Annotated in this window: 13 protein-coding genes, 1 pseudogene and 1 riboswitch; of the genes and pseudogenes, 10 read left to right on the top strand and 4 right to left on the bottom strand. The window is 61.0% G+C overall.

Going from position 1 to position 13,460, the window contains the following annotated elements:
* The first annotated feature begins 1 nt into the window (after position 1).
* The 6 genes from ACNPAA_RS11560 (at position 2) to ansB (ending at position 6,872) form a co-directional block, all read left to right on the top strand.
* The gene (locus ACNPAA_RS11560; protein ID WP_161470586.1) at positions 2-2,191 is read left to right on the top strand and encodes a CBM35 domain-containing protein; all 2,190 of its coding nucleotides are present in this window, start codon (positions 2-4) and stop codon (positions 2,189-2,191) included.
* Between the two features lie 189 nt (positions 2,192-2,380).
* Positions 2,381-2,836, top strand: coding sequence for a CBM35 domain-containing protein (locus tag ACNPAA_RS11555; protein WP_041211754.1), 456 nt, complete (start codon positions 2,381-2,383; stop codon positions 2,834-2,836).
* 220 nt (positions 2,837-3,056) lie between these two features.
* Positions 3,057-4,370 (top strand): carbohydrate-binding domain-containing protein, encoded by a 1,314-nt coding sequence (locus tag ACNPAA_RS11550; protein WP_128312931.1) that lies wholly within the window; start codon positions 3,057-3,059, stop codon positions 4,368-4,370.
* 95 nt (positions 4,371-4,465) lie between these two features.
* Entirely contained in the window at positions 4,466-5,428 is a 963-nt protein-coding gene (locus ACNPAA_RS11545; protein ID WP_041211752.1) for a LacI family DNA-binding transcriptional regulator, read from the top strand.
* Positions 5,429-5,490: 62 nt separating this feature from the next.
* Positions 5,491-5,685, top strand: coding sequence for a heavy-metal-associated domain-containing protein (locus ACNPAA_RS11540; RefSeq protein WP_128312930.1), 195 nt, complete (start codon positions 5,491-5,493; stop codon positions 5,683-5,685).
* A gap of 128 nt (positions 5,686-5,813) precedes the next feature.
* Positions 5,814-6,872, top strand: a complete 1,059-nt coding sequence (gene ansB / locus ACNPAA_RS11535) for an L-asparaginase 2 (RefSeq protein WP_201871838.1) — start codon at positions 5,814-5,816, stop codon at positions 6,870-6,872.
* A 94-nt stretch (positions 6,873-6,966) separates the two neighbouring features.
* On the opposite strand, the gene ACNPAA_RS11530 is transcribed toward ansB, so the two are convergent.
* Positions 6,967-7,953 (bottom strand): sodium:calcium antiporter, encoded by a 987-nt coding sequence (locus ACNPAA_RS11530; RefSeq protein WP_237682636.1) that lies wholly within the window; start codon positions 7,951-7,953, stop codon positions 6,967-6,969.
* 89 nt (positions 7,954-8,042) lie between these two features.
* Positions 8,043-8,149, bottom strand: a riboswitch (yybP-ykoY riboswitch).
* A 190-nt stretch (positions 8,150-8,339) separates the two neighbouring features.
* On the opposite strand from ACNPAA_RS11530, the gene ACNPAA_RS11525 reads away from it, so the two are divergent.
* Entirely contained in the window at positions 8,340-8,927 is a 588-nt protein-coding gene (locus ACNPAA_RS11525) for a superinfection exclusion B family protein (RefSeq protein WP_041213974.1), read from the top strand.
* A gap of 64 nt (positions 8,928-8,991) precedes the next feature.
* Here the strand turns inward: ACNPAA_RS11525 and ACNPAA_RS11520 are convergent, their stop codons facing one another.
* The 3 genes from ACNPAA_RS11520 to ACNPAA_RS11510 all read right to left on the bottom strand — a co-directional run bounded on the left by ACNPAA_RS11520 (position 8,992) and on the right by ACNPAA_RS11510 (position 10,519).
* Positions 8,992-9,450, bottom strand: coding sequence for a methylglyoxal synthase (locus ACNPAA_RS11520; RefSeq protein WP_041211864.1), 459 nt, complete (start codon positions 9,448-9,450; stop codon positions 8,992-8,994).
* A 250-nt stretch (positions 9,451-9,700) separates the two neighbouring features.
* The gene (gene bfr / locus ACNPAA_RS11515; protein ID WP_010675778.1) at positions 9,701-10,180 is read right to left on the bottom strand and encodes a bacterioferritin; all 480 of its coding nucleotides are present in this window, start codon (positions 10,178-10,180) and stop codon (positions 9,701-9,703) included.
* 132 nt (positions 10,181-10,312) lie between these two features.
* The gene (locus tag ACNPAA_RS11510; RefSeq protein WP_010675777.1) at positions 10,313-10,519 is read right to left on the bottom strand and encodes a bacterioferritin-associated ferredoxin; all 207 of its coding nucleotides are present in this window, start codon (positions 10,517-10,519) and stop codon (positions 10,313-10,315) included.
* Positions 10,520-10,657: 138 nt separating this feature from the next.
* Between ACNPAA_RS11510 and ACNPAA_RS11505 the strand changes: the two genes are divergently transcribed.
* From ACNPAA_RS11505 to ACNPAA_RS11495, 3 genes and pseudogenes are all read left to right on the top strand, one after another.
* On the top strand, positions 10,658-10,972 hold the full coding sequence (locus tag ACNPAA_RS11505) for an HlyU family transcriptional regulator (protein ID WP_041211748.1): 315 nt from the start codon (positions 10,658-10,660) through the stop codon (positions 10,970-10,972).
* Positions 10,969-13,041: a tRNA(Met) cytidine acetyltransferase TmcA gene (locus ACNPAA_RS11500; protein WP_244812340.1), complete on the top strand. Its 2,073-nt coding sequence runs from the start codon at positions 10,969-10,971 to the stop codon at positions 13,039-13,041. The genes ACNPAA_RS11505 and ACNPAA_RS11500 overlap by 4 nt, the downstream gene beginning before the upstream one ends.
* Before the next feature lie 287 nt (positions 13,042-13,328).
* Positions 13,329-13,460, top strand: a pseudogene (locus ACNPAA_RS11495) (IS630 family transposase); the annotation flags it as partial.

Here is a 13,460-nt window from a genome sequence, read left to right as displayed (position 1 = left end):
CATGAGATCTCTCTTACGCAATACCCTGAGTTTCTGTGTGCTGTCGGCCCTGGCCGGCAGCACACTGGCGGCGCCTTCCCACTTTGAGCACTTCATCACCCGCCAGGGGGCGGCGCTGATGGATGGCAAGCAGGGGTTCCGCTTTGCCGGCATCCACGCCCCCGAGCTGCACCGCATCGAAGACGATGCGCGCGGCGTGTGCAAGGCCGACCCGCGGGGCTGGGGCCAGTACTTCAAGTGGCCGACCGCCGAGGAGCAGGCCAACTGGATCCGCGCCATGGTGCAGACTGGCGCCAAGGCCCAGCGGGTCTATGTCCTCTCGGTGCAGCAGGAGAACGACCAGGCTTGTGAGCGCGAGACCCACATTCTGGCCCCTGCCACGGCAGACGGCATGCCCGTGCTCAATGAAAAGGCCATGGTGGTCTATGACAACATGATTGCCGAGGCCGACAAGCAGGGGCTGCGGCTCATCCTGCCCTTCATCGATCACTGGTGGTGGTGGGGCGGGCGCGAGCAGCTGGCAGCCTTCTACAAGGAGACGGCAGACGACTTCTACGACACCTCGAGCAAGACCTACAAGGCCTATCAGGACATCATCCGCCAGGTGATCACCCGCAAGAACACGATCACCGGCCGTCACTACTATGACGAGAAGGCGATCATGGCCTGGGAGACCGGCAACGAGCTGGAGAACTCCAATGAGGCCTTCCTGACCCGGACCGCGGCCTGGATCAAGCAGTTCGCTCCGCACCAGCTGGTCATCGACGGCACCTACAAGAAGATCAACGACTTCTCTCTCAAGGATCCGAACGTCGACATCATCAGCAACCACTACTACACCAACGCCGGCAACAACCACCCGGATCAGGTGAAGAAGGATCTGACCGCCATCGCCGGCAAGAAGGCCTATCTGGTGGGCGAGTTCGGCCTGCTCGATCACCGGGATCTGGACAACATCATGCAGTCCATCGTCCATACCGAGGTGGATGGCGCCAAGGCGGTGGGGGGCTTCATCTGGGGTTTCCGTGGCCACCGTCACGACGGGGGCTTATACTGGCACAAGGAGTACACGGGGCACTACAGCTATCACCTGCCCGGATTCCCAATAGAGGGCAAGGCCAACCAGGAGATGGACGTCGTCGACCTGGTGCGCAAGGCGTCGGCCCAGATGGCGGGTCTGGCGCAGGCGCCTGCCCTGCCGGCACCGGACGCTCCGTTGCTGCGCCAGACCGATTCGCCGTTTGCCATCAACTGGATGGGGGCGCCGGTGGGACGTGCCTATGACATCGAGCGCGCCACTTCCGCCAAGGGTCCCTGGACCCGTGTCGGCAAGGATGTCTCGGATGGCGTCAACGAGTGGGACCCGAGCAGGATGAGCCTGTTCAGCGACGACTACGGCTCGCTCAAGCTGGGTCAGACCTACTACTACAGGGTCATCGCCAAGAATGAGTCGGGTGCCTCCCAACCCTCCAACGTCATCTCGGTCAAACACACCCAGCAGAATCTGCCGCCTGTGGTCGAAGTGGGTGGCGATCTGACCACCTCGGTGGATCAGGGTGTCCTGCTCAGCGCCGTCTGGCGCGACGACCAGCTGCCGACCCCGCAGGTCAAGGTGGGGTGGCGCAGCACCGGGCCCCTCGAGGCCAGGTTCTGCCACGGCGATAAGGCTTCGACCCGTGCCTGGTTCCCTCAGGCGGGCGAGTATGAGCTGACCTTCAGTGCCGATGACGGCCTCGCCCGGAGTGCGAGATCCATCAAGGTGAAGGTGGATCGGGCCAGGGGCGAGCTGCCGGTCAGCTACTGCGAGTTCAGCTCTGCCGAGCTGGTGGCCAAAGAGGGTGAGCTGAACGTGGTCAAGAGTGCCGAGAACCAGCTGGAGGTGGCGGCCGACGGTTTCGCTGGTCCGTTTGCCAGCGAGGGTGACAAGATCACCTGGCACGTCGAGGCCCCCTGGTCCGGCGCCTTCAACCTGCACCTGCACTTCAACGGCAAGTGGGGCGGCAAGAAGAACAGCGTCGTCATCAATGGCACCGATATTCACCCGATCGAATTCCCGCAGACCGATGAGGCCGGTCAGGTGCAAGTCGTCCCGGTGCAGCTCAAGCAGGGCAAGAACCTGGTGAGCTTCGGTAAATTCGCCGGTGACTGGGGGTATATGTTCGTGAAGTCCGTCAAGGTCGTGGCGGAATAACAGTACGGGCCGCATCTAATGGTGCGGCCCGTATTCATTCGTGTTTCATTCACATCGGAGAGCGAGTCGTCGGAGGCCTTTTTTGGCGAGTGTGCAATATAGCCTTGTGCGGTTTATCCCGATACAGGGTGTCTCTTTCACATATTCAAAAAATAAAGCGGCACGACCGTCTCCATGAAGGAGATAAAGATGAAGAAACATATTTTTCTCGGTGCTCTCTGGCTGGTTCTACCCGCGTTGTCCCTGTCTGCGATGGCGGCCGACTATCTGGTCGAGCAGTCGGCCGGAGATGGTCAACTGAATGTGGTCACCAGCGCCAAGGACCAGCTGACCCTGGGGGATGACGGTTTTCTCGGTCCCTTTGCCAGCGAGGGGGACAAGGTGACCTGGACGGTTGCGGTGCCCAGTGCCGGTGAGTACCAGCTTCGCCTCTTCTTCAATGCCAAGTGGGGCGGCAAGAAGAACACCCTGGTGGTCAACGGCGGCGAGCCGGTGCAGATCGACTTCCCCCAGACCGGTGAAGCCGGTGAAGAGAAGGTGCTCCCGGTGACCCTGCAGGAGGGCAGCAACAGCATCAGCTTCGGCAAGGCGCCCAATGACTGGGGTTATATGTTCGTGAAATGGATCAAGATCGCGGCCAAATAATCGAACACCTGGCTGCCTGTGCGAGCCGGCAGCCACCTTATTCGCCCATCAGAAATAAATAACAAGAAGGGTCCTGATGCTCTGTGGCTGATTTTATTGTCCGCCACAGAGAATGCCTCGGTGGTGTATTTCCATCACGACGTGACAATGAATGATGCGGTATCGCTGTCCTGATTATGGAATAACCGCTTATCCCCTGGATAAATAAAAGGATAGAAAAGTGAAGAGAAAGACGATCATCGCTACCCTGCTGCTCGGCTGCAGCACCGTGCCCGCTCTGCTGCTGAGCCCTTCGGCCCTGGCCGCGACCACCTACCCGACCTGTGCCTCGGCGGCCAGCGACCCGGACGGTGACGGTTGGGGCTGGGAGAATGGCCAGAGCTGCCAGGTGGTGGCAGGGTCGGGCGGCGGCGCGACCACTTACCCGACCTGTGCCTCGGCGACCAGCGATCCGGACGGTGACGGTTGGGGCTGGGAGAATGGCCAGAGCTGCCAGGTGGTGGCAGGGTCGGGCGGCGCGACCACTTACCCGACCTGTGCCTCGGCGGCCAGCGATCCGGACGGTGACGGCTGGGGCTGGGAGAATGGCCAGAGCTGCCAGGTGGCCAGCTCCACACCGACACCGGGCTCGGGGGACATGTATGTGAAGGATGGCCAGCTTTACTCCGCCAGTGGTCAGCGCTTCATCGCCCGCGGCATCAACCTGCAGTATGGCGACAACCCGGGGGCGGCCTTCGCGGCCATCACGCCGATCGCCAATACCGGCGCCAACATAGTGCGACTGCAACTGCGCAAGCACACCACGGCCCAGGAGCTGCGCGGTGTCCTCGATGCCATCGTCGCCCGCAACATGGTCGCCATGCCCATGTACTGGGAGAGCGACGTGACCTGCCAGAGCAACCCGCAGCCGCTGCAGACCGCCGTCGACTCGCTCTGGCTCGGCAGCTGGAAGGCCGTGATGCAGGATCCCAAGTACAAGGGCAAGATCCTGCTCAACATCGCCAATGAATGGGGTGAGGATACCAACAATTACGCCGACTTTATCACCACCTACAAGGGGCTCATCAAGGGACTGCGCGATGGCGGCTATACCATGCCGCTGGTGATCGATGCGGCCCACTGCGGCCAGTACGTGCAGAGCTTCCTCTCGGGTCGTGGCAGCGAGTTGCTCAATGCCGATGCCAGCAAGAACCTGCTGTTCTCCCTGCACGCCTACCACTGGCTCTGGGACACGCCTGCCGAGATCGATGCCGCCATTGCCCAGATGAAGGCGCAGAACCTGGCATTCCTGTTTGGCGAGTTCGGAGACAAGCGCTTCCAGGCCCCCAACAACGTCGATCACTATCATCTGCTTGGCAAGGCGCAGAGCGAGTCGGTAGGGTGGATCGCCTGGTCCTGGAAGGGGAATGGTGCCGGGGAAGAGGAGGTGCTAGACATGTCCTACGACTACGGCAGCATGGATCTCTCCCCAAGGGGAAATGACATCGTGTTCGGTGAGGCCGGCATTCGCCAGACGGCGTCCGCACTGCAATAGCATCTGGCTCACAGGGCGGGAGTCTGGAGGTTCCCGCCCCGTTGGGGGCATGGTAGGATGAAACCAGTTGTAAACCGGTTACCGGAATTGAACCCATGGCCAATATTACCGATGTGTCGCGTCTTGCGAATGTGTCCAAAGCCACCGTTTCCCGTGTTCTGAGCGGCTCGCGCGGCGTGCGGGAAGAGAGTCGCCTGGCCGTGCTGCAGGCTGCCGAGCAGCTGAATTTTCGGCCCAATGCCACGGCCCGCTCTCTGGCGACCCAGGCGACGGATTGCGTGGGGATCATCCTCTCTTCCCAGCTTGGCAACCGGCTGGCCAGCATGCTGCCACTGCTGGAAGGGGCGCTGACCAAGGCGGGCAAGAGCATGCTGGTGCGCTTCGCCGACGAGGCGGAGCAACAGCAGCGGGCGGTCGATGAGCTGTTGGGGGGGCGTTGTGACGGCGTGCTGGTGCTGGGAGCCAAGCAATCCCTGGCGCCGGACGAGCGCCTCATCCAGCTCGATGGGGTGAGCGATTCGGACAACCTCAATCTCTGCTACGACCTGACGTTTGCCACCGAGAGCGCCTGCCGCTTCCTGCTTGGCAAGGGGCATCGCCAGTTGGTGCTGATGCTGGACGACAAGCTGTCGCCGGCGGGCAAGAGTGCCATCACGGGCTATCAGCAGGCACTGCAGCAGCAATCCCTGCCCTACAACGGCCAATTGGTGATCGACGGTGCCGACAACCAGCAGGCGCTGCTCGGCCTGCTCAACCGCTATCTGCCCTTCACCGCCCTGGTGGTGCAGCAGGATGCCCAGGCGGCCGATGCCATGCGACTGCTGCGTGAGTTCAACCTCCACGTTCCCCAGGATGTGTCCGTCATCAGCCTGGAGGGGGCCACCCTGGCAAGCCAGCTGACTCCGCCATTGACCTGCATCGAATACCCGAGTGAACGGCTGGCCCAGGAGAGCGTGCGCGTGCTGCTGGCACAGCTGGCACAAGGCCTGCGTCCGGCCGACGAACCGCAGAAGTTCCAGGGGCGTCTGGTGGTGCGTGAGTCGGTACTGGCCCGCTAGGGCTTGACCTTGCTGCGGCCGTCAGCTTTAGGCTGGGGGGACATTCAGAGAGGAGATTACCCATGACCATCGAACTCACCGTTTCCGGCATGTCCTGTGGTGGCTGTGCCGCCAGCCTGCAAAAAGCGTTGCTGGCCCAGCCTGCCGTCAGCACCGCCAGCGTCGACTTTGCCAGCCGCAAGGCCGTTATCGAGAGCGAGCTGGGCAAGGCGGAGCTGATCGCCCTAGTCGAGGCCAGTGGCTTCACCGCGGAATGACTTATCACCTAAGTGGTAAAAAATAGACCAATATTCTGTTTACTTCTTTTTATTGGTGAGAACGATCACTTAAATTCCGTTTAAAAAGAATAAAAATGCTGCAATCAACCCATAAGAAGGATTGCAGCATGACCCTCCCTATCCGCAAGACCCTGCTCGCCGCCGTGCTCGGTATGACCCTCTCCCCCATGGCCATGGCGCTGCCGAACGTGCACATACTGGCCACCGGTGGCACCATCGCCGGTGCCGGCCAGTCCGCCACCCAGTCCAACTACGAGGCGGGCAAGGTTGCCATCGAGACCCTGATCGCCGCCGTGCCCGAGATGAAGAACGTGGCCGACGTGCAGGGTGAGCAGGTGGTCAAGATCGGCTCCCAGGACATGAACGACGAGGTGTGGCTCACGCTCGCCAAGCGGGTCAACGCGCTGCTGGCCAGGGATGACGTGGACGGCATCGTCATCACCCATGGCACCGACACCATGGAGGAGACCGCCTACTTCCTCAATCTGACCGTCAAGAGCGACAAGCCGGTGGTGCTGGTGGGCGCCATGCGCCCCTCCACCGCCATGAGCGCCGACGGCCCCATGAACCTCTACAACGCCGTGGTGACTGCCTCCGACCCCGCCTCAAAGGGACGTGGCGTCATGGTGGCGATGAACGACACCGTGCTGGATGCCCGCGACGTCACCAAGACAAACACCACAGGAGTGCAGACCTTCGCCTCCCCCAACTTCGGCCCGCTCGGCTACATCCACAACGGCAAGATCGACTACCAGCGCAGCCCGGCCCGCCAGCACACCAGCAAGACCCCGTTCGACGTGAGCAAGCTCGACAAGTTGCCCCAGGTCGGCATCGTCTACAGCTACGCCAACGCCTCGGATCTGCCGGCCAAGGCCCTGGTGGATGCCAAGTTCGACGGCATCGTCAGCGCCGGGGTGGGCAACGGCAACCTCTACCACACCCTGTTCGACACCCTGGCCAAGGCGAGCAAGGACGGCATTCGCGTGGTGCGTTCCGCCCGCGTGCCGACCGGTTCCACCACCCTGGATGCCGAGATCGATGACGCCAAGTACGGCTTCGTCGCCGCCGAGACCCTCAACCCGCAGAAGGCGCGGGTGCTGCTGATGCTCGCCCTGACCCAGAGCAAGGATCCGGCCCAGATCCAGCGCTGGTTCCAGCAGTTCTAAGACCTCGGATCGGTCTGATTGACACTACCCCGTGAGATGAAGGGCAGGATAGGATCCTGCCCTTTCTTGTTGCGCCAGAGGCAGAGGCCGGCCCTCAGCTCATCATCAGCCAGCCGCAGAAACCCAGGTAAACCAGTCCCACCAGGGCGAGCCTGCCCGCCGTCATCCGCTCCCGACTGAACCCCCACCACAGCAGCGTGACCGCCAGCAGCGTCACCAGCGAGGAGGCCATCATGGTGCTGTCCAGCAGCCAGGGAGTGAACAGCAGGCAGAACGCCTTGGGAATGGTGCCCTGGATCATCATGGCGCCGGAGATATTGGCCAGTGCCAGCCGGTGTTTGCCCTGCCGCACCCAGATGAGCACGTTCATCAGCTCGGGCATTTCGGTGGCCACCGGGCTCAGCAACAGGGCGGCCACTACCGGCGAGAGGCCGAACAGCTCGCCCATGTTCTCCAGCTGGTGAACGAACAGCTGGGCCGCCAGCGCCACCACGCCGAGCGCCACCAGGGTTTGCAGCAGCACCTTGCCGAGCGCCGGGATCCTGGCGTGCGGATCCAGCTTGAGGGGGGAGGGCAATTCCGCATCGTGGCTGTCGGTCTGTTTCAGCTCACGTCGCACATAGAGGAGGTACATCAGCACGAACAGGGGGGCCAGCCAGGTTTTACCGGTGAAGGCCACCATGCCAAGCAGCACGGCCAACAGGAAGATGCCGGCAAACCAGGCCTGATCGCGGCCTATCTCCCGCTGCACCTCGCCATTGATGGCTCTGTGCTCCCGGCTCATGCACAGCAGCAGGGTCACGCCGACGGCAGCATAGCCTATGGTAGCCAGCACCAGCGGGCCGCCGAGGGCCGCACCTATGCCTATCTGCTGCTGGGCGGGGGCATCCCCCATCAGCAGCGCGGTCAGGGTGACGATGCATTCGGGCAGGGCCGTGCCGAGGGCAGCCAGCAGAGAACCGGTGGCGCTTTGGGACAGTTTGAAATGATGGCCGGTCCATTCGATGCCGTTGACGAAGTATTCGCAGGCCAGATAGATGGTGACGGCAGAGATCAGAAATAACAGCAGGGTGATCAGCATGACGAGTAACCGCCAGGCGAGCAGAACAACCGATGGACCCGATACGGCTCGCCCGGCTGGCGTGCATATCGAGGCCAAAGGTCTTGCAGGACGATAGGTGCTATCGCCGCCCATGCCATGGATCTGTGGATCCAAGAGTGTTGACATGGGCCCTGCCCGGATTTCGGGCGGGTTGCTACTCCCCAGTGACAGTGCGGGCTTTTTACCAAGTGGCTCGGTGAGGCGCAAGGCCAACAGGGGATGATCCGCGCGACAAGTTGTAAAAGGATGTGACAACCCCTCGACTCTCCCGTCCGGGATCCTGATCTTTTTACGAGGATCCTTGTGCTGGCACAGCGATTGCTACGAGTTGGCTACTGTCCACATTGACTTGGGAAGGGTGAACGATGAAACGGTGGATCCAACATTTTTACCAGCTTAATCGCCTCAACTGGCTGATGGTCTGGCTGCTGCTTTGCTGCAGCATCATCCTGCTGTTTCCGGCCGGATTGATGAAAGGCGCCGTGAGCCAGTGGGCCACGGCTCATGCGGCCTGGCTTGGGGTCGGCATGTTGATCGCCATCTCCTATTTCTGCAGTCAGGGCTTTCTGATCGCCTGGGAGTGGGCCTGTGACGAGTGGCAGTCCCGCCGCCAGCAGGATCAACTGGCCCAGATGATTGGCTTCCTCGACTTCAACGAGAAGGCGGTGCTGCGGGAGTTCGTACTGCAACGGAAAAGCGTCATAAACCTGCCGATCACCGAACCCGCCGTCAAAAACCTGATGGATGCCGGCGTGCTCACCTACGCCTACGGCAAGCCGGCGCGAGAGAAGGAAGACGAGAACCAGATCCGCGCCCTGATGATCGCCCTGCCGGCGCGCCCTCTGCTGACCTACAAGGTTCTGGGACTGTCGCGGGGCAAGATGAGCGACGAGCAGGTGGAGCAGATCATGAATGCCAGGCCAAAATTCGCGCAGAAAAGCCTCCAGCGCTGACCTTCTCCCCCCATGAAAGAAAAGAGCCGGACATCTGTTCCGGCTCTTTGCTGTCTGGCGTTGCTTATTCAGTTCTGGCCTTGAGGTAGCCGGCGTAGTCGGGCACCTGGACGCTGAATGCCTGCTGCATGTGCGGGCTGTCCATGATGAAGTCCGCCGTCGCCTCGTTGGTGGCGACCGGGATGTTCCAGACGGCCGCGAGGCGCAGCAGGGCCTTGACGTCAGGATCGTGGGCGGCGGGATTGAGGGGATCCCAGAAGAAGATCATCACGTCTATCTTCCCTTCGGCGATGAGGGCGCCGAGCTGCTGATCCCCTCCCATGGGGCCGGAGAAGAGGCAGGTAATGGGCAGCTGCGCCTTCTTGCCGAGCAGGGTGCCCGTGGTGCCGGTCGCATAGAGATGGTGGAGCTTGAGCTCCTCCTTGCGGCGCAGCACCCAGTTCAGCAGAGGGGCTTTCATGTTGTCGTGAGCCACCAGGGCAACCCGTTTGTGGGGCGCCATCTCGCGTGCAATCAGTTCCATGGAGGTCATCCGTAGCAAAATGATGGGAATGGGGTCGTATCCTAATCGAAAGCGGCGCCTGCCGCTGCCCCATGCATCGTAACTGTGATCCCGGAGGCGGTTCAATCCGGCGCCTGCCATCCTGACAGCCTCTGGCCTGCCTTGTCAGCAACCAGGTTGGCTACCGTATCGTTGGGCAAGATCTCTGCCGCTGGTGCCATGAAAAAACCCGCCTGGGCGGGTTGGGATTGTCTCTTGATGTCATCGCGATTCAGGATGACTCGGCATGGAGCTGGGATTGCTGGTAGTTTTCCAGACCGATACGGGCGATGAGATCGAGCTGGGTTTCCAGCCAGTCCACATGCTCCTCTTCATCTTCCAGGATCTCCTGGAACAGGTCGCGGCTGACGTAGTCCTGCACAGACTCGGCATAGGTGATGGCGACTTTCAGGTCGGGGATGGCGTCCATCTCCAGAGACAAGTCACAGCGCAGCATCTCTTCCACCGTCTCACCGATGCGCAGCTTGCCCAGATCCTGCAAGTTGGGCAGCCCTTCCAGAAACAGCACCCGCTTGACCAGCTCGTCGGCATGTTTCATCTCATCGATGGATTCGTGATACTCCTTGTGCCCCAGCCCCTTGAGGCCCCAGTCATCATAGATGCGGGCATGCAGGAAGTATTGGTTGATGGCAACCAGCTCATTGGCCAGCACCTTGTTGAGGTGGGCAATGATTTTGGGATCTCCTTTCATCGACATTACTCCTCGTTTTCGAGCCTAGGCAACGATCACTAGAGCTTAGTCCAGAAACATGACCATAACGTGATGGGGGAAAGTCGTCCCCTGGAGGGCAGAAGGAGAGATGAAGATGAGAAGTCGGCGGTTTTACGCCACTTCGTAATAGAGCGGTGCCTGCTCTGACTCCATCTTGTCGATTTCGGTAGCGATGATCTCCATCGCCATGCGCACACATTTACCACATTGGGCACCGACTTCCAGCGACTGTTTCAACTGTCGGAATTCAGTCTTGCCTGCCTGTACCGCCTTGCGGATCTGGTTATCTGTGATGCCGCGGCACAAACACACGTACATAATCTGGACCTCATGCTGGAATGAGATGAAATCTAAATGAGAATGGTTCGTAGTGCAAAGAACGAATGGTAATAAGATCCCGAGCTTGCCAGTGATTCCACCCTTGGGGAGAATGCCTTTATCAGAGAGGATGCGAACATGTTCAAAAAACTATTCAATGCCCTGTTCAAGGGAGAGATCGCCCAGAGCCCCGAGGTTGAGCCCATCGAATACATGGGCTATCTCATCTATCCCGAGCCCATGGCGGAAGGGGGGCAATACAGGCTGGCAGGTCGCATCACCAGGGAGATCGACGGGCAATTACAGACCCATCGCTTCATCCGCTCCGATCTCTTTGCCAACCCGGCGGATGCCGAGCGCTTCATGGTGCAAAAGGCCCATACCTTCATCGACCAGATGGGGGAGCGCATGTTTGAACCCCGTGTGAAGCCAGACGCCAGCCCAGCTCCATGATGTCAGCCGAGCTGCTCGCCTTGCGCCACGCTATCGCTCATGCCGGCGAGCGACGTCTGATCTGGCTGGAAGGGGAGCAGGATGACTGCATCGTTCGTGCCGAATCCTTGCTGTGGGGGGCGGTGTTCTGGCTGGGGCAGGGTCCTGAGCGTCATGCTCCGCAGCCTGCCGCCAAGGCGCTTCAACGGCTCGGTCAGGAGTGCGACACCCTGGTATTCAATGCCTTCAGTGGTTTTCACCCCGATGCATTCGGTGCCTTGGCGGGGACATTGAGGGCTGGGGGGCTCTTGCTTCTGCTGACCCCGCCGCGGGAGGCATGGCCGACCTACCCAGACCCAGATCGTCAGAGGCTGGTCGCCCAGCCAGAGGAGGTTGATCGTGCCGGGCAGGGGTTCATCTCCCGTCTAGTACGGTTGCTGGAAGAAGATCCGGCGCGAGATCTGACGCCTGCCTCTTGTGATATTACCTGGCAGCCTCTCGACGGGGACCGACCGCTGAGCGCGGATCAGGCCCGTGCGCTGCCCGCCATCCACAACGTGTTGCACGGCCATCGCCGCCGCCCCCTGGTGCTGAGCGCCGATCGCGGTCGTGGCAAGAGCGCCGTGCTGGGGCTGGCGAGCGCCGATTTGCTGAGTCGGGATCCGGCCTTGAGGATAGCGGTGACGGCCCCTTCCCACGCCACAGTGGCGACACTTTTTGCCCATGCAGAGCGCGCGCTGGCAGAGATGCCTGAGCGGCTGGCCGGTCTGAGCTATGTGTCCCCTGATCGGGCCTCTCAAGGAGACGTGCTGGCGGATCTGTTGCTGGTGGATGAGGCCGCCGCCATCCCGACCCCGCTGCTGGAGGCCATGCTGGCCCGTCACAGTCGCATTGTCTTCGCTACAACGGAGCACGGCTATGAGGGGACGGGGCGCGGCTTTCATCTGCGCTTCAAGAGGGTACTCGATGAGCAAACCCCGGATTGGCAGGAGCTGCACCTGGTGGAGCCCATTCGCTGGAGCCTGAGCGATCCGCTGGAGCCTCTGATCTTCCGGCTCCTTGGTCTGAATGCCGACATATCGGCACCTCATCCCCCGACATCACCGACCTGGCGCCTGGTCGGACAAGATGAGCTGGCCCGTGATGACGCGCTGCTCAATCGGGTGTTCGGCCTGCTCGTGCTGGCTCACTACCAGACCAGCCCAAGTGATCTGCGGTATTTGCTGGAGGGGCCGGATCTCGACATTCATCTGATGGAGCAGGGACAGGAGTTGCTCGGGGTGGCGCTGGTCTCGCGGGAGGGCAATATACCCCCTGATCTGGCGCATGCGATCTGGGCCGGACGAAGGCGCCCTCGTGGACATCTGCTGCCCCAGTCGCTGCTGGCCCACGCCGGTTTCGTGACGGCGGGGGAGCGCTCTTATGCCAGGGTGATGCGCATCGCCATCCATCCTGCCCTTCATCGTCTCGGGCTGGGGTCTTGGTTGCTGGACAAGCTGGTATCACATTATCGGGTATTAGGGGTCGATTATCTGGGGTCTGCCTTCTCCGCCAGTCCAGATCTGCTGCCATTCTGGCTCAAGGCGGGATTGAAGGTGCTGCGTCTTGGTCTGCAGCGCGATGCGGCCAGCGGCAGTCATGCAGCTTTGCTGCTGATGCCGTTGCAATCGGAATATCACGCCGAGCTGGCGCAATGGCGACAGCGTTTCATGAGCCAGTTGCCGGCCCTGCTGGCGGGTGAACTCAAGAGGCTGGATACCGAACTGGTCTGGCTATCCCTCAGAGGCGGACCTGTCACTCATGTGCCGGATCTGGATGAATTCGAGCATCGGGAACTCGATTGTTTTGCCCACCATCACAAGCCATTCGAATTGTGCCAGGCGACACTGCAACGCTGGCTGCTCCGGCGAGTGATGATGCTGGATGCGTTGAGTCAGGATGAACGACGGTTGCTGATTGCCACCATCTGGCAATATGCGTCCTGGTCCGAGCTGGCTGCCCGACAGGGTGTCGCGGGCAAACCCGCGCTGATAAAAGCATTGCGCTCCCTGCTGGCCAGACTGCTGGCTCAGCAAGCCCCAGCGGGCTGACCCCACCTCTGGCACGGCAGAAAACCACGGAGCCCAGGAGGAACCAATGGCCCCTCCCGGGTTCTGCACATCGATTCGACTCACCATGGCTGAAGCTCTCCCCGTTCAAGGCGCGGCCACCCCGGGACCCGTTTCTCCCTCTTCCCTGCTCGCGTTTTGCCTATTGCCACTGCTCTGATGAGCCTGGTCAGGGCTGTCTGCATTTTGGTTTTTTCTGAATATGGACTAATACCAATCAGATTAAAGATGTGATCTAATTGCTCTATTCTGGTTTCACTGTACTCAGTATGTCCGATCTAATCGATTTCTTGGCCCTCGCCAAGGCAGAAACCAACGCCAGGAAACGCATGCGATTCCTGGCGTTAGCACACTTTCAAGAAGGTCATTCCAGAACTGACATTGCCCGCTTTCTCAAAGTC

The organism is Aeromonas sp. PS2Canimalfood6 (assembly GCF_048276795.1).
Classification (GTDB): Bacteria; Pseudomonadota; Gammaproteobacteria; order Enterobacterales; family Aeromonadaceae; genus Aeromonas; species Aeromonas caviae.
The sequence above is the reverse complement of the archived record's forward strand: the minus strand, read 5'-3'. Positions and strand labels throughout refer to the sequence as shown.